This window comes from Mesorhizobium japonicum MAFF 303099 (genome assembly GCF_000009625.1).
Classification (GTDB): Bacteria; Pseudomonadota; Alphaproteobacteria; order Rhizobiales; family Rhizobiaceae; genus Mesorhizobium; species Mesorhizobium japonicum.
This window is the reverse complement of the sequence record NC_002678.2, coordinates 4,534,033-4,556,708: the sequence shown is the minus strand read 5'-3', so window position 1 is coordinate 4,556,708 and position 22,676 is coordinate 4,534,033. Positions and strand designations below refer to the sequence as shown.

Below are 22,676 nucleotides of genomic sequence, written 5' to 3'. Positions count from 1 at the left end.
CAAACCGAATCACATTCGATAATCTAGCCTCATGCGCCGCGTCGCTAAGAAGCCTCGTGTCAGAGCCGATATTCGCCAGGCTCACCCGAGGCTATGTTGATTACGCGACAGCCAAAGGTCTCCCGGAGCATTTCCGACGTTTAGCCAAGACACATCCTTTCGCTGTCGCTTGGCACGATCTTCAGGAAGGCATTGCCAAGTCACTCCCGGGTGGCTCTATACAGCATAAAGTGCCGGCAGTGCGTGCCGTCCGGCAGTACGTCGAGCGTACATGGGTGCACGCCGGACTGCTTCAGCGCTGCCAGCGCGTTGACCAGGTCGGACGAACGTAAGGGCTCGCTGCTCCCCCTCAGAGTGGAGGCTTTTTTAGCATCTGCTTGACTAAAAAACTCACCACAGCCATTTTGCGCCGCCTGCACACCGGAACCATCGCCATGGCTTCTTATCTCAGACAACGACTGGCGGAAATTCAGGCCGACCTGGCTCTACGGCGGCCGGCTAAGCGCCTCACTTTTCGAGAACAGGTCGCGATCGCGACACGATTTCTCACTGCCTTGGGGAATGCCAAGCGCCTGTTGGCCACCGTTCATCTGATAGACGGTGAAAGAACGGTGAGCGACCTAGCCGACCTGCTGGATCTCAGCCATTCGGCCATGTGCCAGCATCTAACCCTTCTGGTTGAACAAGGGATCGTCGAATGCCGCGCGGAAGGCACTTGGCGGTACTATTCCTGCAAGTCGGAAGATGCCAAGGCTGTCATCTGGCTGCTGGACGGTCTAGCCGAAAACAACATGCTTCCTGGACCGCCGTCCGGACCTCGGCGGCCTTGAAGCGGCAAGAAAGAGCCTTCGCCTAGGTTGGAGCCGCTACAAAAGGCGGACGCTTGTCCGATGAGCATGCCGCTCCCATTTGTTTAAAGTCGTCTAGATGGCTTTGACAAATCGGAAGCCATTTCGCCAACGAAATCATCCTGTTAAGAACCCGATAAGCAGGTCGGTGCGTTACTTGAGGCACAGCTAATATTGGCTGGTGAGGCAACGCAACAGGAGAGTATCATGAAGTCGTTCGTGACAACTTTCGCCAGGGCTCTGGCTAGCAGCGCATTCCTTATCTCATTGTCGCTGCCGGTGACAGCTGCCGGGATCGGCGTAGGAGCTGGCGCCTCTATTGGAGGTAGTGGCGGCGTTAATGCCGGCGTTGGCGCTTCAGCCGGTGGCAGCGGCGGCATCAACGCCGGCCTCGGTGCTTCGGTCGGCGGCTCCGGCGGCATCAATGCCGGCGCCGGCGCCAATATAGGCGGCTCCAATGGCGTCAGCGCCGGGCTCGGCGCTTCCGTGGGCGACAGCAGCGGCATCAATGCTGGCGCCGGCGCCAATGTGGGCGGCTCAGGCGTCATCACCGCCAGGCTCGGCGCTTCCGTGGGCGATAGAAGCGGCATCAATGCTGGCGCTGGCGCCAATGTAGGCGGCTCAGGCGGCATCACCGCCGGCTTCCTCGGTGCTTCCGGCACAAGCGGCATCGGCGTAGGTGCCGGCGTGGACGGAATCAATCCCAGCAATCCGTCAAATCCGTCCAACCTGAGCAATCCCCCGAACCCGAGCAGTCTCGGCCTGCCGGGTATCGTGGCTCAGATGTCCGACAGCAAAGTGGCGCGCATGAAGAAGCGTTGCGTCGACGTTCTGAGCAGCGAGGGCACCTATGACCGGGATCTGCGCCAGCTCTGCCTGCTGATCGCTCGGCGTTAACGTGCAGTTCGATCGGGTGTTGCTCGGTAATGTCTCATCAACCGGGCTGGCATGAACAAGAGCCCGTCACTGCTTCCTCAGTGGCGGGCATTTTCGTTTCAGGCGCGGTACCGTGACGCCCTCGTCTTTTCAGCTATGCCTTGATGCTCGGCGCCGGCGGCTTGATTGCCGTCTGAATCTGCAATCCATTGACCGTGCCGACGATCGCGTCTGCGATCGCCTCTGCCTCGTCCATCGGGCCCGGGCCATAGATGGCATTGACGGCTCCTCACTGGGCAGCACGCCGGGCGGGCAGTGTTCTTCTACCGTGGCTCTGATCAGGCGCAACGCTGCACGCGCTTGGGGGTCGTTCTTCATTCTCGGCCGAACAAGCCGCCGCGGTTCTGGAACTATTTTAGCTCAATCTTATTTAATGGCGGTCTGTCCGAGTTCCGTGCATGCGTTTGAGGTTTGTCGCGCCCTTGATGCCGACCCTGGTCGACCATCCGCCGGAAGGCGACGGCTGGATTCACGAAGTCAAGTTCGACGGCTACCGCTCGCAACTGATCATCGACGAAGACGGGACACGCATCAGGCGAAATTGCGATCCATGGCTCTTCCTCACAGCTTTTGTGCATGTCGGAGGAAGGTGGGTGAAATCGTACGGGGCTTGACTGGTGCTCTCATATCTATGCTGCTATTGCTGCCCAATTGGTGGGCCGCTTAGAATAGCTATGGAAGTATAGGGTACCGACAATTTAGTTGTAGGTCGCGGGGGCGACAATGAAATGTCTGGTGATTAATCTTGACCGATCAGTTGATCGGTTGGCCTCGGCTGCGGCGGAATTTTCTCGTATTGGGATTGATTTCGAGCGTGTGGCCGGTATCGACGCAATGAATGGGGTTCCGTTTGCCGCGCCGCCGCTGATCGAAACGGAAATCTGTTGCTTTCTCAGTCACCGCCGTTGTTGGAAAACCATCGCGGATGGTCCCGACGAGTATGGCGCGGTATTCGAGGACGACGTTATTTTTAGCCAGGACGCGGGTAGCGTTCTGGCTGATGATAGCTGGATCCCGCCAAATGCCGATATCATCAAGCTGGAAACATTCCTCAGCCGAGTAAGGCTCGGGAGCCGGCACATCCCCGTCAAAAACGGATACTCAGCAAGACGGCTTCTCGGGCAACACTTAGGTTCGTGCGGCTACGTGATTTCTAAAAGTGCCGCCTATGGCCTGCTCAGGAACACGGAACGCTTTAGGGCAGCAGTCGACGTCGCCCTTTTCAGCCCAAATCAGATGACGGCCGCGCGCAACACGATCTACCAATTGATGCCGGCTCTCTGCGCCCAAGCGGCTGTCGTTGGGACGGACGGACCTTTGAGCTTGATCCAACTTGCTCCCAGACCCCATGTAGACAAGCGAATGGCCGACAGGATCCATTCCGAGGCGACGCGCATTTTCTGGTACTTGCGCAACCGGAATTTCTTGTCGACAGAGAAAGTTGACGCTGTGCGCCTAGGCGGCCCCTCAGTTTACCCCAGATAAAAACGGGTAGATCAGGAATATGTTTGCGTTTCCAAGCAGCTTTTTTGAGATGTGGTTGAGATGGCATGGTTACAGGAAATACAAGCGCCGTAGCCGCCACTCGCTCAATCGGGCGTGCTTCAAGCTCATATCTCTGATGCGGCGCCTTCCCACCAATTCTCTCATTATCGATGCGGGTGCCAATGTCGGCGATGTAACGGCATATTTTCTAGGCAAGGGAATGCGAGTGATCGCATTTGAGCCGGATCCGACAGCGCTGGCGATTCTTCAAAAAAGGTTCTCCGGCAACGACAAGGTGACCATCGAAAACAAGGCAGTCGGCGCGAAAGCCGGCCACGCACCTTTCTTTCAAACCGCAGCCGTCAGAAAAGGTGCCATCTATCAAACAGAATGGTCATCGCTTGATCGGCGCGACGTGCACGATGATGCCATAACGAGCGTCGAAGTTGTCGACCTCGTGGCCTACATCAATGCACTGCCGCAGAAGGTCTCCATCCTTAAACTTGACATCGAAGGAACAGAGGCTGAGGTGTTGGAGGCTATTCTTGATGCTGGGGTTGAGACAAAGATCGACCTGATCGTCGCCGAGACACACGAGCGCTTTTCGCCAGAATTGGCGACGAGGATAAGCGCGTTAAAAGAGCGGATTGCGGCAAGGCGCATAAGCAACGTCGAACTCGGATGGCGCTGACCAATTAGGGCTGGCGCCGGCCGGAATGTCAGCGGCCAATTTCCTCACAGACGGGCGATCGGTGCCAACCCGGCACCGATCGCAGATGCAAGCCGCGCAGTGACGACACCGGCCACGCCGCGGTAGCCGGCCTTTTCGTCAACGGTTCGTCACCACCAGACCCGCTCGCGCCAGCAACGCACACCACGGCGGCCATGGCGCCAATACCGACGGCAAACCCGTCTCCAGCCGCCGCGCCGCCGTCTTCCTCCGTGACGGTAGCGGTGACCCCAACGACGGTGTGAGACCTTTTCCACTTCGACGTCGTCATCGCCTTCCAAGACAGCCGGATCCGGCTTGTCCAGTTCACCGAGAATTCCGTTGCCCTGAGGAATACCGGCAACCGCGCGGCCGGGTCCGACTATGCCCGCAAACGCCACGGCCCCCGCAACGCCCAGCATTCCAGTGAGAAACAACCGACGTTCCATCAAAACCTCCCGAGTTGTTGACATCGGCACCTCGTTCGCTCGCCCAAGACAACTCCAGCGAGCATGCCGATTGGCCTGAACGCGCGACTGCACTTCTTGTTCCATCACCCCACTTCGCGCAGGATGAAATCGTGCAGCATCTTGGCGGCCGGCGACAGCGCGCGGTTCCTGACCGTGATCAGGCTGTAAGGCCTTACCTCGATGTCGAACTCGGTCTGGACGACATCGATAGCGCCGGCGAGTCCGTCGGGATTCTGGATGAATTTCGCCACCTGCACCGAGACCGGCGCGATGGCGTCGGACTGCGCGACCATGACCAGCGTCAGGAGCAGCGAACTGGTGTTGAGGATCCGGTCCGGCAGCGCGATGTTGCGGTTGAGGAAATTGCTCTCCATCGCCTGACGCAAAGGCGAGCCGCCCGACTGGAAAACCCAGTCATAGGCGGCAGTGTCTTCGAGCCGCACCACGCTGCCGCTGGTCAGCGGGTGGCCACGACGCACGATCAGGCAGGCTTTCTCGACGCCGATGACACGCGATTCGAACAGCCGCGGATTGAGATCGTCGGGGATGCGCGCGATGATGAAATCGTGGCGCGAGGCGATCAGTTCGCGCGCCAGCACATTCGAGGTCTCGACCTGCATGGTGATCTCGATGCGTGGATAGATGCGGCGGATTTCGCGGATCGCCGGCACCGCCAGCTCGATCGCCGGCGCCGTCACGGCACCAAGAAATACGGAACCGCCCTTGCCCGCCTTGAGCTCGGAAATCTCGCGATCGACCTCGCGCATTTCCAGCAGGATCGAACGCCCACGCCTTGCCAGCGCCTTGCCATAGGGCGTCAGCGTGATGCCGCGCGGCAGCCTGTCGCACAGCTTGACCTCGAGCACCGCCTCCATCTCGGCAATCATGCGCGATGCCGCCGGCTGCGAAATGTTCATGACCTGCGCCGCCGCGCTCACCCGACCGTGATCGTCGAGCGCGACGATCATGCGCATATGACGCAGGCTGAGGCCGCTGCGCAGCAGGGTTCCGCCATCGCCTGGGGTCTCGTTGTAATCATTTGAACCCGCAGCCGGATTCCGTAACGCCGCCATGGTTTTCCCTGCCTCCGCTCGCGGTCCGCTGGCATTTGCCAGCAACCCGTCAAGCGTCATAACATATACCACTTGCGGTATAGCAACCATCAAAGATCGCATTTGACAGTTATGGCAAAAGGACGGCAACGTCAGCGCGTTCCGAGACGCAACGGTCGCCGACGATAAAATCGTATCGATTGAAATCAGCGGCTCGGGGCCATGGGAGGATACCGGAGATCGATATGACGGCAGCAGTGCCTTGGCGCTTCTGCACGATTGCGCGGCCCGCGACCCCCGGGGTGCTGCGTCCATCAACCAGGGAGAGTTACGTGAAAATCATCAAGACACTGGCCGCAGTCGCGGCGCTTGGCATCGCTGCCATGACCTATTCGGCGCACGCGGCCGACAAGGGTCTCGTCGGCGTGCTGATGCCGACCAAGACTTCGCAGCGCTGGATCAACGACGGCGACGCCGTCAAGTCCCAGCTCGAGGCCCTCGGCTACACAGTCGACCTGCAGTATGCGCAGGACGACATCCCCAACCAGCTCAGCCAGCTGGAAAACGAAATCACCAAGGGCCCGAAGGCGCTGATCATCGCCTCGATCGACGGCACCACCCTGTCGGATGCGCTGCAGAAGGCCGCTGACGCGGGCGTCGTCGTCGTCGCCTATGACCGCCTGATCAAAAAGACCGCCAATGTCGACTACTACACCACCTTCGACAATTTCGGCGTCGGCGTGATCCAGGCGAATTCGCTGGTCAAGGGCCTCAAGGAGCGCTTCCCGAACACCAAGCCGTGGAACGTCGAACTGTTCGGCGGCTCGCCCGACGACAACAACGCCTTCTTCTTCTACAACGGTGCGATTTCCGTCCTGCAGCCGCTGATCGACGACGGCTCGATCAAGATCAAGTCCGGCCAGATGGGCATGGACAAGGTCGGCACGCTGCGCTGGCTGGCGGCAACCGCCCAGGCGCGCATGGACAACCTGCTGTCGGCCAACTACTCGGACGGCAGCCGCGTCGATGGTGTTCTGTCGCCCTATGACGGCCTGTCGCGCGGCATCACCGCCTCGCTGCGCGCCGTAGGCTACGGCACGGCCGCTCAGCCCTGGCCTGTTGTGACCGGTCAGGACGCCGAGACCGCCTCGGTCAAGCTGATCATCTCGGGCGAGCAGTATTCGACCGTGTTCAAGGACACCCGCGAACTGGCCAAGTCGACCGTCGAACTGGTCGACAAGGTGCTCTCGGGCGGCAAGCCTGACGGCCTCGACACCAAGACCTACAACAACGACGTCAAGGTCGTTCCCTCGATCCTGTTGACGCCGCATGAGGTCGACAAGTCGAACTACCAGAAGCTGGTCGTCGACTCCGGCTACATCAAGGCCGAAGACCTGAAGTAATCTCTGTTATAAAATCTGGGGTCCTGCGCGACGCAGGGCCCCTTTTCGTTCACAAGCGACCCCGGTATTGTTTCTGCCGGCATAGAGCAATTCCAGGAAAAGTGCGTAGCGCCTTCCCCTGGGAATTGCGTAAAAAACAAGAAAGTCTGGGAGCTTGCCCTTATGACCTCGACGATTTTGGAGATGCGCGACATCACCAAGACGTTTCCCGGCGTGAAGGCGCTGTCGAATGTCAACCTCAGCGTCGAGGAAGGCGAAATCCACGCCGTGGTCGGCGAGAACGGCGCCGGCAAGTCGACGCTGATGAAAGTGCTGTCGGGCGTCTATCCCGCGGGCACATATGACGGCCAGATCATCTTTCAAGGCCAGGAATGCCAGTTCAAAGGCATCCATGACAGCGAACACAAGGGCATCGTCATCATCCACCAGGAGCTTGCGCTGGTGCCGATGCTGTCGATTGCCGAAAACATTTTCCTCGGCAACGAACACGCCAAATACGGTGTGATCGACTGGGACGCCAACGAGGCGCGCACCAGCGCGCTGTTGAAGAAGGTGGGCCTCAAGGAGGACCCCAAGACGCTGATCACCAATATCGGCGTCGGCAAGCAGCAGCTGGTCGAGATCGCCAAGGCGCTGAGCAAGGAAGTCAAGCTCCTGATCCTCGACGAGCCCACCGCATCGCTCAGCGAGAAGGACAGCCAGGCGCTGCTCGACCTTTTGCTCGAGTTCAAGCGGCAAGGCATGACCTCGATCCTGATCTCGCACAAACTCAACGAGGTGAACCGGGTCGCCGACAAGGTTACCGTCATCCGCGACGGGCGCACTATCGAGACGCTGGCCAGGAAGGACATCTCGGAAGACCGCATCATCACCTCGATGGTCGGCCGCTCGCTCGACGACCGCTATCCGCCGCGCGAACCAAAGATCGGCGAGGTCGTCTTCGAAGTGAAGAACTGGTCGGTCTATCACCCGATCCATGCCGAGCGGCAAGTGATCAAGGGCATCGACATCAACGTGCGCAAGGGCGAGGTGGTCGGCATAGCTGGGCTGATGGGCGCCGGCCGCACCGAATTCGCCATGAGCCTGTTCGGCCGTTCCTATGGCCGCCGCATCACGGGCGAGGTGCTGCTCAAAGGCAAGCCGATCGATGTCTCGTCCGTGAGCAAGGCGGTCGAACACGGCATCGCCTACGTGACCGAGGACCGCAAGACTTACGGTCTCAACCTGATCGACCATATCAAGCACAACATCACGCTTGCCAATCTCGGCGGCGTGTCGCGTCACAGCGTGATCGACGATCTGCGCGAACTCGCCGTTGCCAACGATTATCGCAAGAAGACCAACATCCGCGCTTCGAGCGTCTATCAGATGACGGGCAATCTTTCCGGCGGCAACCAGCAGAAGGTGGTGCTGTCGAAATGGCTGTTCGCCGACCCGGAATTGCTGATCCTCGACGAGCCGACGCGCGGCATCGATGTCGGCGCCAAGTACGAAATCTACACGATCATCGCGCGTCTTGCCTCGGAGGGTAAGGCGATCGTGGTCATCTCGTCGGAAATGCCGGAATTGCTCGGCATCACCGACCGCATCTACGTCATGAACGAAGGCCGCATCGTCGGCGAAATGCCCGCGGCGGACGCAAGCCAGGAAAAAATAATGCGCGCCATCGTTCGCGGAGAAGGAAAAGCAGCATGAGCACCGACAGCGCCCCCGCCCCGCAGGGCAACATCGCAGAGGACCAGCGTCCACGCATCGCCGTCTCGGCGCTGACGACGAACCTGCGCGAATACGGTCTCATCATCGCGCTGATCGTCATCATGCTGTTCTTCCAGTTCACCACGTCGGGAACGCTGTTCAAGCCGGTCAACCTCAGCAATTTGGTGCAGCAGAACTCGTTCATCATCGTGATGGCGCTGGGCATGCTGCTGGTCATCGTTTCCGGCTATATCGACCTCAGCGTCGGATCGGTCGCCGGTTTCATCGGCGCGCTGGCGGCAAACATGATGGTCATCTGGCAGCTCGGACCGCTCAGCAATCCGCTGGTGGTTTCGATCGTCTGCCTGATCGTGGGCGGCCTGATCGGTGCGGCGCAAGGCTATTGGATCGCCTACCACCGGATACCGAGCTTCATCGTGACATTGGCCGGCATGCTGATCTTCCGCGGCATCTGCCAGGCGCTGCTGGGCGGCGGCTCTTCGGTGGGCCCCCTTCCGGACGGCTTCAAGGCGCTGAGCTCCGGCTTCATCCCGGACGTTATCGGCCCGCTGACGCTGATCCCGCCGACGGTGAACGCCGCCGGCAAGACCATCGTGGGCAGCGGCCTGACACTGCACATGACGACGATCGTGCTCGGTCTGATCGCCGTGGTGGCCTATGCCTATTTCGGGGTGAGGACACGACGCAAGCGCGAACGCCACGGCTATGAAGCCGAGCCCTTCCCCCTGTTCGTCATCAAAACGCTGGTCGCCAGCGCGCTGGCGCTGTTCCTGGTCTATGAGTTCGCCAGCTACAGGGGCCTGCCGGTGGTGCTGCTCGTCATGGGCGTACTGATCTCGCTGTTCGTCTTCGTCACCAAGCGCATGACCATCGGCCGCCGCATCTACGCGATGGGCGGCAATCCCAAGGCGGCGCAGCTGTCGGGCATCAACACCGAGCGGCTGACGCTGCTGGTGTTCATCAATATGGGCGTGCTGTCGGCGCTGGGCGGCCTCATCATCGCGGCGCGTCTCGGCCAGGCCGTGCCGGCGGCCGGTCTGGGCTCAGAGCTCGACGTCATCGCCGCCGTCTTCATCGGCGGCGCCTCGGCGATGGGCGGCGTCGGCCAAGTCATCGGCGCCGTGGTCGGCGGCTTCATCATGGGCGTGATGAACAACGGCATGTCGATCATGGGTGTCAATGTCGACTGGCAGCAGGTGGTCAAAGGCCTGGTGCTGCTCGGCGCCGTGATCTTCGACGTCTACAACAAGAACAAGGCCTGACAGCGGGCAATTCCAGGAAGAGCGCATCGCGGTTTTCCCACAGGAATTGCGCGGAAACAAAATACCGGGAGCGGGTCGACCACTCAAAGCTGATCCGCTCCAGCGAGGCAACAAGGAAGGCATACGGGTCACATCGCGGCGCTGCCGGCAACCAGCCGGTGCGTAGAAGTTCCCTCAAGGAACCAGGCCCCGCGAGCGCAATCCGAACGGAGAATTTCACCCGTGGCATGGGCGAGGTCCCAGCCGCGCTTGGGAAGGTTTGCCGCGGCGGCAGCCATGCCAAGGCACATGAGAGAGGATTGATCATGCTGATCTCGCAGATTCTCGATGACGCCGAGACCATCCGCGTCGTTGCCCGCAATGGCGGCAAGACCCGGATCATCAACGGCGCCCGCAGCGTCTATTCGCTGGCGATGGAGGCGGCCCGCACCGGCGTCGGCCTGGCCACCCTGATCGAGCGCAAGGGGCTCGGCGAGACGGTCGATCTCGATGCCGCCTACAAGAAAGGGCGGCTGTTGTCGCCGATCAATCACCCCGATCCGGCGCATCTGCATCTCACCGGCACCGGCCTGACGCATCTGGGCTCGGCTGCGACGCGCGATTCCATGCACAAGAAGCTCAGCAGCGCCGATGGCGAGGAGCAGCTCACCGATTCCATGAAGATGTTCCGCATGGGACTGGAGGGCGGCAAGCCCGCCAAGGGCCAGGTCGGCGTGCAGCCGGAATGGTTCTACAAGGGCAACGGCACGATGGCCGTGGCGCCGGGTGCCGCGCTTCTGTCACCGGCCTTCGCCAAGGACGCCGGCGAGGAACCTGAAATCGCCGGCATCTATGTCATCGGCGATGACGGCGCCCCCTTCCGCGTCGGCTTCACGCTGTCGAACGAGTTTTCCGACCACGTGACCGAGCGCGTGAACTACCTCTTCCTCGCCCATTCCAAGCTGCGTAACGCCTCGTTCGGACCGGAGATCCTGATCGGCGACCTGCCTTCCGACATCCGCGGCACCTCGCGCATCGTGCGCGACGGCGAGACGCTGTGGGAAAAGCCGTTCCTGTCGGGCGAAGCCAACATGTCGCATACCATCGCCAATCTCGAACACCATCACTTCAAATATTCGGCGTTCCGCCAGCCGGGCGACGTGCACGTGCATATGTTCGGTACGGCGACACTGTCCTTCGCCGACGGCGTCAAGACCGAGGCCGGCGATGTGTTCGAGATCGAAGCCGGGGATTTCGGCCTGCCGCTGCGCAACCCGCTCGAGATCGAAAAGCCGGTGAAGGTGGCGGTGAAGGCGCTGTAGCGCCAGCTTCCCCTTCTCCCCTGTGGGAGAAGGAAGAGGCGCTCTTCAACCTCAATAAATATCAAAATCGAAGTACTTGGCCTGGATCTTCTTGTAGGTGCCATCTGCGACGATCGCATCGATGGCCGCATTGAGCTTGTCGCGCAGGGCGGTGTCGTCGAGGCGCACGGCGATGCCGGCTTGTGTTTCCGTGCCCTTGACGTCGCCGACCAGCTTGCAGCAACCGTCGCTTGCCTTCTTCAGCCAGTCCACCAGCACGAACTTGTCCGAGATCACGGCATCAAGCCGGCCATTGGTCAGGTCGGTGATCGCCTCTTCCTGGGTTGGGTAGAGCTTTGCCTCGGCACCCGCCTTGCCATAGGTGTTCTGGGCATAGTCGGCCTGTGTGGTCGAAGCCTGGGCGCCGACCGTCTTGCCAGCAAGGGCCGCCGGGTCTGCCGAGGTCAGATCGCTGTCCTTCGGCGCCACCAGAGCGAGCGGCGTTGTGTAGTATTTGTTGGTGAAGGCGACCTGCTTCTTGCGCTCTTCCGTGATGCTCATCGAGGCGATGATGGCGTCGAACTTCTTGGCCTGCAGGGCGGGGATGATGCCATCCCAGTCCTGGGTGACGATCTCGCACTCGACCTTCATCTGAGCACACAGCGCATTGGCGATGTCGATATCGAAGCCGACAACCTTGCCGTCCGAGGTGATGGTGTTGAACGGCGGATAGGCGCCCTCGGTGCCGATCTTCAATTTCTCGGCAGCCTGCGCCGTCAGAGAGCCGGCGGCCATCGCCAACATGGCAGCGCCTGCCGCCGACATGATCCATTTCGAGATCTGCATTTTCTTGTTCCCCTTGAGCGCCGCCATCTCGACGGCCGACAAGCCAGCCAAGCATGATGTGCCAGCGCAGGCAAGTATCTTGCCTGGCAGCAATCGGGGTTCAGCGCGCGGCGCGGAAATGCTTGGAGAGCTTCAGGCCCTGTGCCTGGTAGTTGGAGCCGAGATCGGTGCCGTAGAGCGCCTGCGGCCGCTTCAGCATGTGCTCGTAGACCAGCCGGCCGACGATCTGGCCATGGTCGAGGATGAACGGCACTTCGTGGCTGCGCACTTCAAGCACCGCCCGGCTGCCGGTGCCACCGGCCGCCGAATGACCGAAGCCCGGATCGAAGAAGCCGGCATAATGGACGCGGAATTCACCGACCAGCGGGTCGAAGGGCGTCATCTCCGCGGCGTAGAGCGGCGGCACATGCACCGCCTCCTGGCTGACAAGGATGTAGAATTCATCGGGATCGAGCACCAGTTCGCCGGCGCCGCTCTTGTGGATCGGCTCCCAGAAATCGACGACATCCTGCGCGGCACGCTTGTCGACATCGACAAGGCCGGTGTGATGCTTGCCGCGATAGCCGACCAGCCCGTCACCATCGCCCTTGAGATCGATCGACAGCGCTATGCCGCCGCCCGAAATATTCGGCGGCTCGGTGGCGACCAGCATCTCGGCGCGGTGCAATTGATGCAATTCGGCTTCCGAGAGCAGCGCATTGCCGGTGCGGAAGCGGATTTGCGACAGGCGCGAACCGGTGCGCACGACGATCGGGAAGGTGCGCGGGCTGACTTCCAGGTAGAGCGGACCGTTGTAGCCGGCGGCGATCTTGTCGAACTCGTGGCCACGATCGGTCATGACACGGGTGAAAATGTCGAGCCGCCCCGTCGAACTCTTCGGATTGGCCGAGGCGGACACGGTTGGGGGCAGCGCAAGGCTTTCCAGCAGCGGCACGATGTAAACACAGCCCGTTTCCAGCACCGCGCCATCGGCGAGGCTGAACTCATGCAGCTTCAGCCGATCGAGTTTGTCGACAACCCGATGATCCGGACCCGGCAGGAAGGACGCCCGCACCCGCCAGGCCTTGTCGCCGAGCCTGAGATCGAGGCTGGCCGGCTGGATCTGGTCGGCGTCGAGCGCGCGCGGCGACTTCAGCGCGCCGGACTGGAACAGCGCCGAGATGTCCTGATCGGGAAGAATGCCTGTCTGCCGCAAGGCTCCGCTCCTAGGCCAGACGATTTTCCTGCAGCAGGTTCTCGCCGCAAAACATGGAACAGTTTTGCGGAACCTGCCTGGTACAAACCTCTTAATGAAGCCGGCAATTGACGCAAGCGTGGTACGGGTCTAAAGGGTCGTTATCCCGTGGTGATTTGGCCGGTCGGCTTGCAGCCACGTTAAACAAGTCGCTAAAGGACCGTTGGCCGCGAGGCCGTATGGACCGGTTGCGACTTTCGCGGCCGGTTTTTTTGTGTCTGGAACAAAGCGATGAGCAACAAGAAGCGCAACTGGAAGCCTCAGACAGCACTCGTGCATAGCGGAACCCTGCGTTCAGGCTTCGGCGAGACCTCCGAGGCAATGTACCTGACCCAGGGCTATGTCTATCAAACGGCGCAAGCCGCCGAAGCCCGTTTCAAGGGCGAGGAACCCGGTTTCATCTATTCGCGCTACGCCAATCCGACCGTCGACATGTTCGAAAAGCGCATGTGCGCGCTGGAAGGCGCGGAGGACGCGCGCGCCACGGCATCGGGCATGGCGGCCGTGACGGCGGCGCTTCTGTGCAGCGTCAAGACCGGTGACCACATCGTAGCGGCGCGCGCGCTGTTCGGCTCCTGCCGCTGGGTGGTCGAGACGCTGGCGCCGCGCTACGGCATCGAGGCGACGCTCGTCGACGGCACCGATATCGCCAACTGGGAAAAGGTGGTCAGGCCCAACACCAAGCTGTTCTTCCTGGAAAGCCCTACCAACCCGACATTGGAAGTGGTCGACATCGCCGCCGTGGCTGCGCTCGCCAACTCGATCGGCGCGCGGCTTGTCGTCGACAATGTCTTCGCCACGCCCCTGCAGCAGAAGCCGTTGCAGCTCGGCGCGCATATCGTCGTCTATTCGGCAACCAAGCACATCGACGGCCAGGGCCGCTGTCTCGGCGGCGTGATCCTGTCGGACAAGAAGTGGATCGACGAGAATCTGCATGACTATTTCCGCCACACCGGCCCTAGCCTGTCGCCCTTCAACGCCTGGACGCTGCTGAAGGGCCTGGAGACGCTGCCGCTGCGCGTGCGCCAGCAAACGGAGAGCGCCGGCAAGATCGCCGATTTCCTGGCCGAGCAGCCGCAGATCGCCCGCGTCATCTATCCCGGCCGCGCCGACCATCCGCAGGCCGAGATCGTCAAGAAGCAGATGTCGGGCGGCTCGACACTTATCTGCCTCGACGTCAAAGGCGGCAAGCAGGCGGCCTTCGCCCTGCAGAACGCGCTCGATATTGTGCTGATCTCCAACAATCTCGGCGACGCCAAGAGCCTGATCACCCATCCGGCGACGACCACCCACAAGAATTTGAGCGACGAGGCGCGCGCCGAACTCGGCATCGGGCCGGGCACGCTCAGGCTGTCGGTCGGCCTGGAGGATACCGACGACCTTCTGGAAGATATCGCGCAGGCGCTGAAGGCCGCCAAATAGGGAGCCGTCGAGGCAGCGGCGTCGGCGCCGCGATCAGGCGCGCGACGACGCCTCTTCCAGTTCGGCCGCCTTGGTGCCGATGGTCATCGCATTGCCGCGCCAGTCGACGGCGCCGCCAAGCCAGCCGCGTGCCCACATAGCTGGGACCATCAAGTCCCGCGCAATCATCGCCGCGACCGTGCGCGGCGACAGGTGCCAGCCCTTGGACCATGCCAGGGCGCATTCCGGAAGGTAGAAGGCGGCCAGCACGGCGATGGCCGTCAGCGGCAGGCTGAAGCCGGCGCTTGCCGCCGCAACCAGTGCAAGCATCAACGGCACCACCGCGCCAGTCAGGATTTCCGGCGCGAAGAACAGCGGGAAGGTGACGCGGCGCAGGCGCGCCCAGCGAGCCTGGCGCGACCAGATCGCGTCCAGCGTGCGCCGGCCAAGCGGCTGCTCGAAGGGTGCCGCGACAAGATTGACTCGCAGGCCAAGCCCATTGACCAGCTTGGTTGCGGCGGCGTCCTCGGCGATTTCAGCGGCCAGCGCGCGGATGCCGCCATTGGCATCCAGCATCGGCTTGTTCCACAGCATGCTCTTGCCCTGGGCAAAGCCAAGGCCGAGCGCCTCGCCAGCATACTGCCAGCGGGCCTGCAGCGTGTTGAGGAAGGCGCATTCGACCTCGGCCCAGAAGCCCTCCGGCCGCGAGCCGATCGGCGTCGAGCAGACAAGGCCGGTATCCGGCCGCCACGCCGCCATCAGATGCTGGATGTAGTCTCTCGGCATCAGCACGTTGGAGTCGGCCAGGACGACCCAGTTGTGCCGCGCGGCTTCCCAGCCCTTGACGCAATTGTTGAGCTTGGGATTGGCGCTGACGCGGTCGTCGCCGATCAACAGCCGGGCCGGCACTTTTGGAAAGCGGCCAATGGCGGCCCGGATCAACCTGACCACCGGGTCGTCGCCATGGGCAACGCAGAAGATCAGTTCGTAGCGCGGCCACTCGAGTGAGAAGGCGCGCTCCAGCGTCTCCTGCGTGAACGGCTCGACGCCGCGCGACGGTATGACGATCGATACTGGCGGCGATTTGCGGACTGGCCGCGCGATCGTGGTGCGCCGTTTCAGCTGTGAGGCGGCGAGCAGGATGCTGGCGGCGTTTGAAAGGATAAGAGCGATCGAAAGCGAGGCGGCTATGAGAGTGAGTTCCATCGAGATCTGGTCACTCCAGAAGAGACGGCCGCATCGTGGCCGTTTTCAACAGTTCGACAGAGCGCCGAGTCGCCCGGTGCGTGCACACCACCATTGTCATGTGTCACTTAAATGACATTCTTTGCCGGCACCTGCGTTTCAAGACGAGGCGCGACAAGACGCGCACGTTGACCCGCTCGCCGGGAGCGCCGAAAGTTCTGTTGGTTTGATCATGATCTCTGGACAAACGGAAACCCGTTTTTCCGAGAAAACCGGTTCCCACTTTTCGGGATCATGCTCTGACTGTTTTGGAGCCGCTTATGTACCGCGCCGTCACGCGCAACATCGAAGTGCAGGTCAGGCCGTTCTACCTCGAGGATCGCTCCGATCCTTCCGAGAACCGCTATGTCTGGGGCTATCAGATAACGATCGACAATCAGTCGGACGAATTCGTGCAGCTTCTGTCACGCTACTGGCACATCACCGACGGCGCCGGCCGGGTCGAGGAAGTGCGCGGCCCGGGCGTCGTCGGCGACCAGCCCGAACTCAATCCCGGCGACAGCTATCAATATACGTCTGGCTGCCCGCTCTCGACGCCATCAGGCATCATGGTCGGGCACTACACGATGCGCAACAAGCGTGGCGAGACCTTCGACATCGCCATCCCGGCGTTCTCGCTGGACCTGCCGGGGACCAGACGGACGGTGAATTAGCGTCCTTCTCCCCGTTTTACAGGGAGAAGGGATTGCCTCACTGAGCCGCCGCGAATTCCGCCGGGTCGAAGTCGTACTGCTTCGAGCAGAATTCGCAGGCGACATGGATGCCGCCGTCCTCGGTGCTGTCCTTGATCTCCTGCGCGGAGAAGCCCTCGAGGATGCCGCGGATCTTTTCCCTGGAGCATGAGCACTGGTCGCCGACGGGAACGCCGCCGAAGACGCGTACGCCATGCTCGTGGAACAGGCGATAGAGCAGCCGTTCGGCGCCGATCGTCGGGTCGATCAGTTCGGTCGGCTCGATCGTGCCGAGCAGCGCCAGCAATTCCTGCCAGGAATTGTCCGTGGGATCATGGATCTCCTCGCGCGGATCGCCGTCGCCGCCGTGCAGGTCCGGAACGCGCATGCGCTCAGGCGACTGCGGCAGGAACTGCGCCAGGATGCCGCCGGCGCGCCACTGCTCGCGCGCGCCGCCGACGCCGGGCGTCAAAAGCTTGGCGACAGAGAGCCTGATATCCGTCGGGATCTGTTCCGACTGGCGGAAATAGGTGCGCGCCGCGTCTTCCAGGGTTTCACCGTCGAGCTGGACGATACCCTGATAGCGCTGCGTATGGGCGCCCTGGTCGATTGTCAGCGCCAGCACGCCGCTGCCGAGCAGCGTCTGCTGGGATGTCTCACCTGCCGCGACCAAAGCCTCGAGCCTGTCGGCATCGAAGCGCGCATAGGCGCGCAGCGCCGAAGGCGTGCTAAAATCCGCCACCAGCATGTCGACCGGCCCGTCGGTGCGGGTCTGCAGGATGAACTTGCCCTCGAATTTGAGCGAGGTGCCGAGCAGCACCGTCAGCACGCAGGCTTCCGCCAGCAGGCGGGCGACCGGCTCGGGGTAATCGTGGCGGCTGAGAATGGCGTCGAGCATCGGCCCGAGCTGCACGGTGCGGCCGCGCACATCGAGCGGGCCAACCTCGAACGGCACGACATGGTCGTCGCCGGCATAGCCGAACTCGCCGAGTTTGGGGTGATGTTCAGTCACTTGATGCGTTTCCAACATGACAAAGCTCCAGGGCGCGACCATGCCGCCCCCTGGGGTGCATGCGTCCAAACGCGCTTGATTTGCGTGATGCGGCGCAGATAGGCATCGCGCCCCCGCAGATCAAGCGCCCAGACCTTTCAAACTCCAAGACACTTCAAGCCCCAAGACACCAGGCAAGCACCGCCTTCTGGGCGTGGAGCCGGTTCTCGGCCTCGTCGAAGACCACCGAATGGGGTCCGTCGATAACCTCGTCGGTCACTTCCTCGCCGCGATGCGCCGGCAGGCAGTGCATGAACAGCGCGTCCGGCTTGGCATGCGCCATCAGCTTGGCATTGACCTGGTAGGGTGAGAACACGTTGTGGCCGCGGGCGCGGTGCTCCTGACCCATCGACACCCAGCAATCGGTGACGACACAGTCGGCCTGGTCGACGGCTTCCTCGGGCGAACGGGTGAAATGCAGCTTGCCGCCATGCGCCTTGGACCAGTCGATGTGCTTCTGCGCCGGCTCGCTGCCCTCGGGCACGGCGACGTTGAGGTTGAAGCGGAACCGCGCCGAGGCTTCGAGCAGCGAATGCAGCACATTGTTGCCGTCGCCAGTCCAGGCGATGGTCTTGCCGGCCACCGGACCGCGATGCTCCTCGAAGGTCATGATGTCGGCCATCAGCTGGCACGGATGGGTATCGTCCGTCAGCCCGTTGATCACCGGCACCGTGGCGTTCTCGGTCAGCTCCAGCAGCCGGTCATGCGAGGTGGTGCGGATCATGATCGCGTCGACATAGCGCGACAGAACCTTGGCGGTGTCGGCAATGGTTTCGGAGCGGCCGAGCTGCATCTCGGTGCCGGTCAGCATGATTGTCTCGCCGCCAAGCTGGCGCATGCCGACGTCGAACGAGACGCGCGTGCGCGTCGACGGCTTGTCGAAGATCATCGCCAGCACCTTGCCTTCGAGCGGCCTCGTGCGCTCGCCGGCCTTGAGGCGTGCCTTTCGCACCACCGCGTCGTCCAGCATGAAGCGCAGGTCGCCCTCGGAAACAGTGGAAAGATCGGTGAAATGGCGAACTGACATCAGCAATTTTCCGGAATTACTTCGCGGCGGCCACGGCGATGGCATCCGCCAGGCCTTTGGCACCGGCACGGATGCGATTGAGCGCTTCGTGGATCTCGGCGTCGGTGACGGTGAGTGGCGGCAGCAGGCGAATGACGTTGTCGCCGGCCGGAACCGCCAGCAAATGCTGGTCGCGCAGCGCCATGTTCACCTTGGTGTTGGGCATGGCGCATTTGAGGCCAAGCATGAGGCCGGTGCCCCGGATGTCTTCGACGACATCGGGAAACTCGTCGGCGATCGCCGCCAGGCCTTGCTTCATCAGCAATGCCTTGCGCTGGACGTCCTCGAGGAAGCCGTCTTCCAGCACTACGTCGAGCACGGCATTGCCGACCGCCATCGCCAGCGGATTGCCGCCGAAGGTGGTGCCGTGCACGCCAGCCGTCATGCCGACAGCTGCTTCATCGGTTGCGAGGCAAGCGCCCATCGGGAAGCCGCCGCCAATGCCCTTGGCGATCGCCATGATGTCGGGCGCCACGCCTGACCATTCATGCGCGAACAGCTTTCCGGTGCGGCCGATGCCGCACTGGACCTCGTCATAGATCAACAACAGGCCGTGCTGGTCGCAAAGCTGCCGCAGCCGCTTCAGTGACTGCGTCGGGACCGGGCGGATGCCGCCCTCGCCCTGCACCGGTTCGATCAGGATCGCGGCGGTTTCCGGCGTAATCGCCTTCTCGGCGGCATCGATGTCGTCGAAGCCGACCTGGTCGAAGCCTTCGACCTTGGGGCCGAAGCCTTCGAGGTATTTGTACTGACCGCCGGCCGCGATGGTCGCCAGCGTGCGGCCATGGAAGGCGCCTTCGAAGGTGATGACGCGGAAGCGCTCGGGATGGCCCTTGACGAAATGGTAGCGTCGCGCCGTCTTGATCGCGCATTCCAGCGCCTCGGCGCCGGAATTGGTGAAGAACACCTTGTCGGCGAAGGTGGCATCGACCAGGCGCTGGCCGAGCCGGCTCTGTCCGGGGATCTCATAGAGATTGGAGACGTGCCACAGCTTTGCCGCCTGCTCGGTCAGCGCCGCGACCAGATGCGGATGGCTGTGGCCGAGCGAATTGACCGCGATGCCGCCGGCGAAATCGAGATATCGCTCGCCCTTGTCGGTAACCAGCCAGGTGCCTTCCCCGTGGTCGAAAGCCAGGGGAGCGCGAGCAAAGGTCTCGTAAAGCGCCGAACCGCTCATTATATGCGTCTCCGGTACCGGAAAATCAAAAAAGCCGCCAAAGCGGCGGCCTTGTGCGGCTTATCGTGTTTTTCGGCCATGAAGTCAACGAAAACGTCGCGTAGTGGCACGCGACAAGCCCCCTGACGGCACGCCGGCTCATGAGCGACCGGGCAAGTTGGGGAAAACCGAAAAAACCGATTCGTGTTGCCCTTGGGACTCTTGTCACCGAGTCAGCGCATAAGGTAATTGTAGTCGAGAAATAACTAGATTTCGTGCGGCGGACCTAATCACCAGATATATGTGGTGTCTGCCCCAGCAGTGGTGCTGGGTCGGGAAAGGATTCTGATTGCCGCACGCTAGCAGGAGCGCGGTCTCATGAACTGGACTGACGAGCGGGTCGAACTTCTCAGAAAATTGTGGTCGGAGGGTCTGAGCGCAAGCCAGATTGCTGCCCAGCTTGGAGGGGTGAGCCGTAATGCCGTCATCGGCAAGGTGCACCGGCTGAAGCTGTCGGGCCGCGGTCGCGCAACGGCGACGCCGGCACGCCAGAAGAAGACGACACAGGGCTCGACCGTTCAGAAATCGGTGGCGCGCGCCGCGAGCACGCGTCACGTCACGACATCGATCGGTGCGACCGCCCTGCAGACACAATTCGACGCCGAACCGGTGGCGCGGCACTATATCCGCCCGGTCGAAAACGTCGTGGTACCGATCTCACGGCATCTGCAGCTCGTCGAACTGACCGAGCGCACCTGCAAATGGCCGAACGGCGATCCGCTGTCGGAGGACTTCAACTTCTGCGGCAACGAGGCCGCCGAAACGGGCCCCTATTGTAAATATCATGCCCGCGTGGCGTTCCAGCCGGCGGCGGAGCGGCGGCGGAATCGATAGATAGGAAATAGGCAGTGGGGATCAGCAGTAGGACAATACTGCCTACTGCCTACTGCCTACTGCCTACCCTCACAGCCACCCATTCTTGCGGAACCGCCAGTAGAGAAACGCGCAGATCGTCGCGATGGTGGCCAGAACGATCGGGTAGCCATATTCCATCTTCAGTTCCGGCATGTCGGTGAAGTTCATGCCGTAGATGCCGGCGAACGCCGTCGGCACGGCCAGTATGGCCGCCCAGGAGGCGAGTTTCTTGGAAATCGCCGTTTCCTGGCTCTGACCGACCAGCAGGCTCGCCTCGAAGGCGAAGGCCAGCACCTCGCGCAGACTGTCGATCTTCTCCTGGACGGTGCGGATGTGGTCGGTCACATCGCGAAACAACGGGTGCATGGCCGAATGGATCTGCGGCAGGTCGGCGCTGGTCAGGCGGCGGCAGACTTCCACCAGCGGAAGTGCCGCATTGCGCAGGCGCAGCAGATCGCGGCGCAGCATGTAGAGCCGCTCGATATCAGGACCGGTCATCGGCTTCAAAAGCACCCTGTCCTCGATCACCTCGACCTCGTCCTCGATCTGCTCGAGCACTGGCATGTAGTTGTCGACGATGAAATCGAGAATGGCGTAGAGGACGAAATCCTCGCCCTTGGCCAGCGAATGCGGACAGCTTTCCCAGTGCTGGCGCACGGCGGCGTAGGAGGTCGACGGGCCATGCCTGACGCTGACGATATAGCCCGAGCCGACGAACAGATGCGTCTCGCCGAAAGTCACCCGTCCTTCGATCAATTGCGCGGTGCGGGCGACGATGAACAGCGCATCGCCATATTGCTCGATCTTCGGCCGCTGGTGCGGATGCTCGGCATCCTCGATCGCCAGTTCATGCAGATGGAACTGCGCCTGGACGCGCAACAGAAGCTCGCGATCCGGTTCGAGCAGCCCGATCCAGACGACATGTCCCGATTTCTTGGCCCATTCGCCGGCTTCCTCGATCGGAATGTCGGCGATACGCCGCCCGGCCGTGTAGACACTGGAGGCGATAATGCCTGATGTCGGCGCCGCGGGCTTGAACTCTCGGACATATTCCATCGCAGCCTCCTGAAAGCAGGCCCCTATCAAGGCCTGAGAAGCTTAACGCCGGGATAGTTTAGCGCAATATGATCTAGCGTTCGAGAGGATGAACGTTCATTTTGCCGGGAGCGCCGAAAGGCTGATCTTGTCCGTCTTGTCGCCCTTCGGCCGCTCGGCCGGCATCTGGTCGCCGGTGACGATGTAATAGATGGTCTCGGCGATGTTGGTGGCATGATCGCCGATGCGCTCGATGTTCTTGGCGCAGAACAGAAGATGCGTGCAGGGTGTGATGTTGCGCGGATCTTCCATCATGTAGGTCAGCAATTCGCGAAACAGCGACGTGTACATGGCGTCGATCTGGTCGTCGCGGTCGCGCACGAAGCCGATCTTGTCGACCGAGCGCGATGCGTAGACGTCGAGAACTTCCTTGAGCTGGGTCAGCGCCAAATTGGCCAGGGCCTCGAGGCCGCGAAACAGGCTGGTTGGCTGGCGGCCGTCGGTGACGGCGACCACCCGCTTGGCGACGTTCTTGCCGAGGTCGCCGACCCGTTCGAGGTCGGCCGAAATGCGGATGGCGCCGACGATCTCGCGCAGGTCCGTCGCCATCGGCTGGCGCTTGGCGATGATGATGATCGCCTTGTCGTCGATCTCGCGCTGCCCTTCATCCAGCACGGCATCGTCGTTAATGACCTTCTGGGCCAGCCCCGGATCGGCATTGACGAGAGCGGCGACCGCCTGCTCGACCATGCGCTCGGCATGGCCGCCCATCGCCGCGATACGCTTCGACAGATATTTCAGCTCCTCGTCAAAGGCGCTCATTATGTGCACGGACTGCATGGATGAAATGCCTTCCCACGGGTTCTTGATCTTGAGTCGTTTCCTCGAATCCCCG

20 protein-coding genes, 1 pseudogene and 1 riboswitch are annotated in these 22,676 nt (G+C 61.9%); of the genes and pseudogenes, 12 read left to right on the top strand and 9 right to left on the bottom strand.

The window, feature by feature from the left end; all coding sequences use genetic code 11:
- The first annotated feature begins 377 nt into the window (after nt 1-377).
- The 5 genes and pseudogenes from MAFF_RS23195 to MAFF_RS23175 all read left to right on the top strand — a co-directional run bounded on the left by MAFF_RS23195 (nt 378) and on the right by MAFF_RS23175 (nt 3,960).
- Nucleotides 378-830, top strand: coding sequence for an ArsR/SmtB family transcription factor (locus MAFF_RS23195; protein ID WP_244420590.1), 453 nt, complete (start codon nt 378-380; stop codon nt 828-830).
- Nucleotides 831-1,055: 225 nt separating this feature from the next.
- On the top strand, nt 1,056-1,745 hold the full coding sequence (locus MAFF_RS23190) for a hypothetical protein (protein WP_010913409.1): 690 nt from the start codon (nt 1,056-1,058) through the stop codon (nt 1,743-1,745).
- A 437-nt stretch (nt 1,746-2,182) separates the two neighbouring features.
- Nucleotides 2,183-2,338 (top strand): annotated as a pseudogene (locus MAFF_RS41305) (ATP-dependent DNA ligase); the annotation flags it as partial.
- A gap of 169 nt (nt 2,339-2,507) precedes the next feature.
- Nucleotides 2,508-3,269 carry a glycosyltransferase family 25 protein gene (locus MAFF_RS23180; protein ID WP_052292094.1) on the top strand — a complete coding sequence of 254 codons (762 nt, stop codon included), beginning with the start codon at nt 2,508-2,510 and terminating at the stop codon, nt 3,267-3,269.
- Nucleotides 3,270-3,288: 19 nt separating this feature from the next.
- Nucleotides 3,289-3,960: an FkbM family methyltransferase gene (locus MAFF_RS23175; RefSeq protein ID WP_010913406.1), complete on the top strand. Its 672-nt coding sequence runs from the start codon at nt 3,289-3,291 to the stop codon at nt 3,958-3,960.
- A 571-nt stretch (nt 3,961-4,531) separates the two neighbouring features.
- On the opposite strand, the gene MAFF_RS23170 is transcribed toward MAFF_RS23175, so the two are convergent.
- On the bottom strand, nt 4,532-5,521 hold the full coding sequence (locus MAFF_RS23170) for a LysR family transcriptional regulator (protein WP_032932949.1): 990 nt from the start codon (nt 5,519-5,521) through the stop codon (nt 4,532-4,534).
- A gap of 311 nt (nt 5,522-5,832) precedes the next feature.
- Between MAFF_RS23170 and chvE the strand changes: the two genes are divergently transcribed.
- From chvE to araD1, 4 genes are all read left to right on the top strand, one after another.
- A complete protein-coding gene (gene chvE, locus MAFF_RS23165) occupies nt 5,833-6,903 on the top strand; it encodes a multiple monosaccharide ABC transporter substrate-binding protein (protein WP_010913404.1) in 1,071 nt (356 codons plus the stop codon).
- 162 nt (nt 6,904-7,065) lie between these two features.
- The gene (gene mmsA, locus MAFF_RS23160) at nt 7,066-8,598 is read left to right on the top strand and encodes a multiple monosaccharide ABC transporter ATP-binding protein (protein ID WP_010913403.1); all 1,533 of its coding nucleotides are present in this window, start codon (nt 7,066-7,068) and stop codon (nt 8,596-8,598) included.
- Nucleotides 8,595-9,881 (top strand): multiple monosaccharide ABC transporter permease, encoded by a 1,287-nt coding sequence (mmsB, locus tag MAFF_RS23155; protein ID WP_010913402.1) that lies wholly within the window; start codon nt 8,595-8,597, stop codon nt 9,879-9,881. Before mmsA ends, mmsB begins: the two co-directional genes overlap by 4 nt.
- 305 nt (nt 9,882-10,186) lie before the next feature.
- Complete coding sequence (araD1, locus tag MAFF_RS23150) at nt 10,187-11,182, top strand: AraD1 family protein (RefSeq protein WP_032934021.1); 996 nt, start codon at nt 10,187-10,189, stop codon at nt 11,180-11,182.
- Nucleotides 11,183-11,233: 51 nt separating this feature from the next.
- Here the strand turns inward: araD1 and MAFF_RS23145 are convergent, their stop codons facing one another.
- Together MAFF_RS23145 and MAFF_RS23140 are read right to left on the bottom strand one after the other, a co-directional pair.
- Complete coding sequence (locus tag MAFF_RS23145; protein WP_010913400.1) at nt 11,234-12,007, bottom strand: ABC transporter substrate-binding protein; 774 nt, start codon at nt 12,005-12,007, stop codon at nt 11,234-11,236.
- Nucleotides 12,008-12,107: 100 nt separating this feature from the next.
- Nucleotides 12,108-13,202, bottom strand: a complete 1,095-nt coding sequence (locus MAFF_RS23140; protein ID WP_044548899.1) for a 2'-deoxycytidine 5'-triphosphate deaminase — start codon at nt 13,200-13,202, stop codon at nt 12,108-12,110.
- 137 nt (nt 13,203-13,339) lie between these two features.
- Nucleotides 13,340-13,417, top strand: a riboswitch (SAM riboswitch).
- Between the two features lie 55 nt (nt 13,418-13,472).
- Here MAFF_RS23140 and MAFF_RS23135 point away from each other — a divergent pair.
- Nucleotides 13,473-14,663, top strand: a complete 1,191-nt coding sequence (locus MAFF_RS23135) for an O-succinylhomoserine sulfhydrylase (protein WP_010913398.1) — start codon at nt 13,473-13,475, stop codon at nt 14,661-14,663.
- 33 nt (nt 14,664-14,696) lie between these two features.
- Here the strand turns inward: MAFF_RS23135 and MAFF_RS23130 are convergent, their stop codons facing one another.
- The gene (locus MAFF_RS23130; RefSeq protein ID WP_010913397.1) at nt 14,697-15,848 is read right to left on the bottom strand and encodes a ceramide glucosyltransferase; all 1,152 of its coding nucleotides are present in this window, start codon (nt 15,846-15,848) and stop codon (nt 14,697-14,699) included.
- Between the two features lie 299 nt (nt 15,849-16,147).
- Here MAFF_RS23130 and apaG point away from each other — a divergent pair, with 299 nt between their 5' ends.
- Entirely contained in the window at nt 16,148-16,540 is a 393-nt protein-coding gene (apaG, locus tag MAFF_RS23125; RefSeq protein WP_010913396.1) for a Co2+/Mg2+ efflux protein ApaG, read from the top strand.
- Between the two features lie 37 nt (nt 16,541-16,577).
- Here apaG and MAFF_RS23120 read toward each other — a convergent pair whose 3' ends face one another.
- The 3 genes from MAFF_RS23120 to MAFF_RS23110 form a co-directional block, all read right to left on the bottom strand.
- On the bottom strand, nt 16,578-17,612 hold the full coding sequence (locus MAFF_RS23120; protein ID WP_080511917.1) for an Hsp33 family molecular chaperone: 1,035 nt from the start codon (nt 17,610-17,612) through the stop codon (nt 16,578-16,580).
- Between the two features lie 112 nt (nt 17,613-17,724).
- Complete coding sequence (gene argF / locus MAFF_RS23115; RefSeq protein WP_010913394.1) at nt 17,725-18,636, bottom strand: ornithine carbamoyltransferase; 912 nt, start codon at nt 18,634-18,636, stop codon at nt 17,725-17,727.
- A 16-nt stretch (nt 18,637-18,652) separates the two neighbouring features.
- Nucleotides 18,653-19,852: an aspartate aminotransferase family protein gene (locus MAFF_RS23110; RefSeq protein ID WP_010913393.1), complete on the bottom strand. Its 1,200-nt coding sequence runs from the start codon at nt 19,850-19,852 to the stop codon at nt 18,653-18,655.
- 357 nt (nt 19,853-20,209) lie between these two features.
- Here MAFF_RS23110 and MAFF_RS23105 point away from each other — a divergent pair, with 357 nt between their 5' ends.
- Complete coding sequence (locus MAFF_RS23105; RefSeq protein ID WP_010913392.1) at nt 20,210-20,725, top strand: GcrA family cell cycle regulator; 516 nt, start codon at nt 20,210-20,212, stop codon at nt 20,723-20,725.
- Nucleotides 20,726-20,794: 69 nt separating this feature from the next.
- Here MAFF_RS23105 and MAFF_RS23100 read toward each other — a convergent pair whose 3' ends face one another.
- Together MAFF_RS23100 and phoU are read right to left on the bottom strand one after the other, a co-directional pair.
- The gene (locus tag MAFF_RS23100; protein ID WP_010913391.1) at nt 20,795-21,802 is read right to left on the bottom strand and encodes a magnesium and cobalt transport protein CorA; all 1,008 of its coding nucleotides are present in this window, start codon (nt 21,800-21,802) and stop codon (nt 20,795-20,797) included.
- A 96-nt stretch (nt 21,803-21,898) separates the two neighbouring features.
- Nucleotides 21,899-22,621, bottom strand: a complete 723-nt coding sequence (gene phoU / locus MAFF_RS23095) for a phosphate signaling complex protein PhoU (protein ID WP_010913390.1) — start codon at nt 22,619-22,621, stop codon at nt 21,899-21,901.
- Nucleotides 22,622-22,676: the final 55 nt, after the last annotated feature.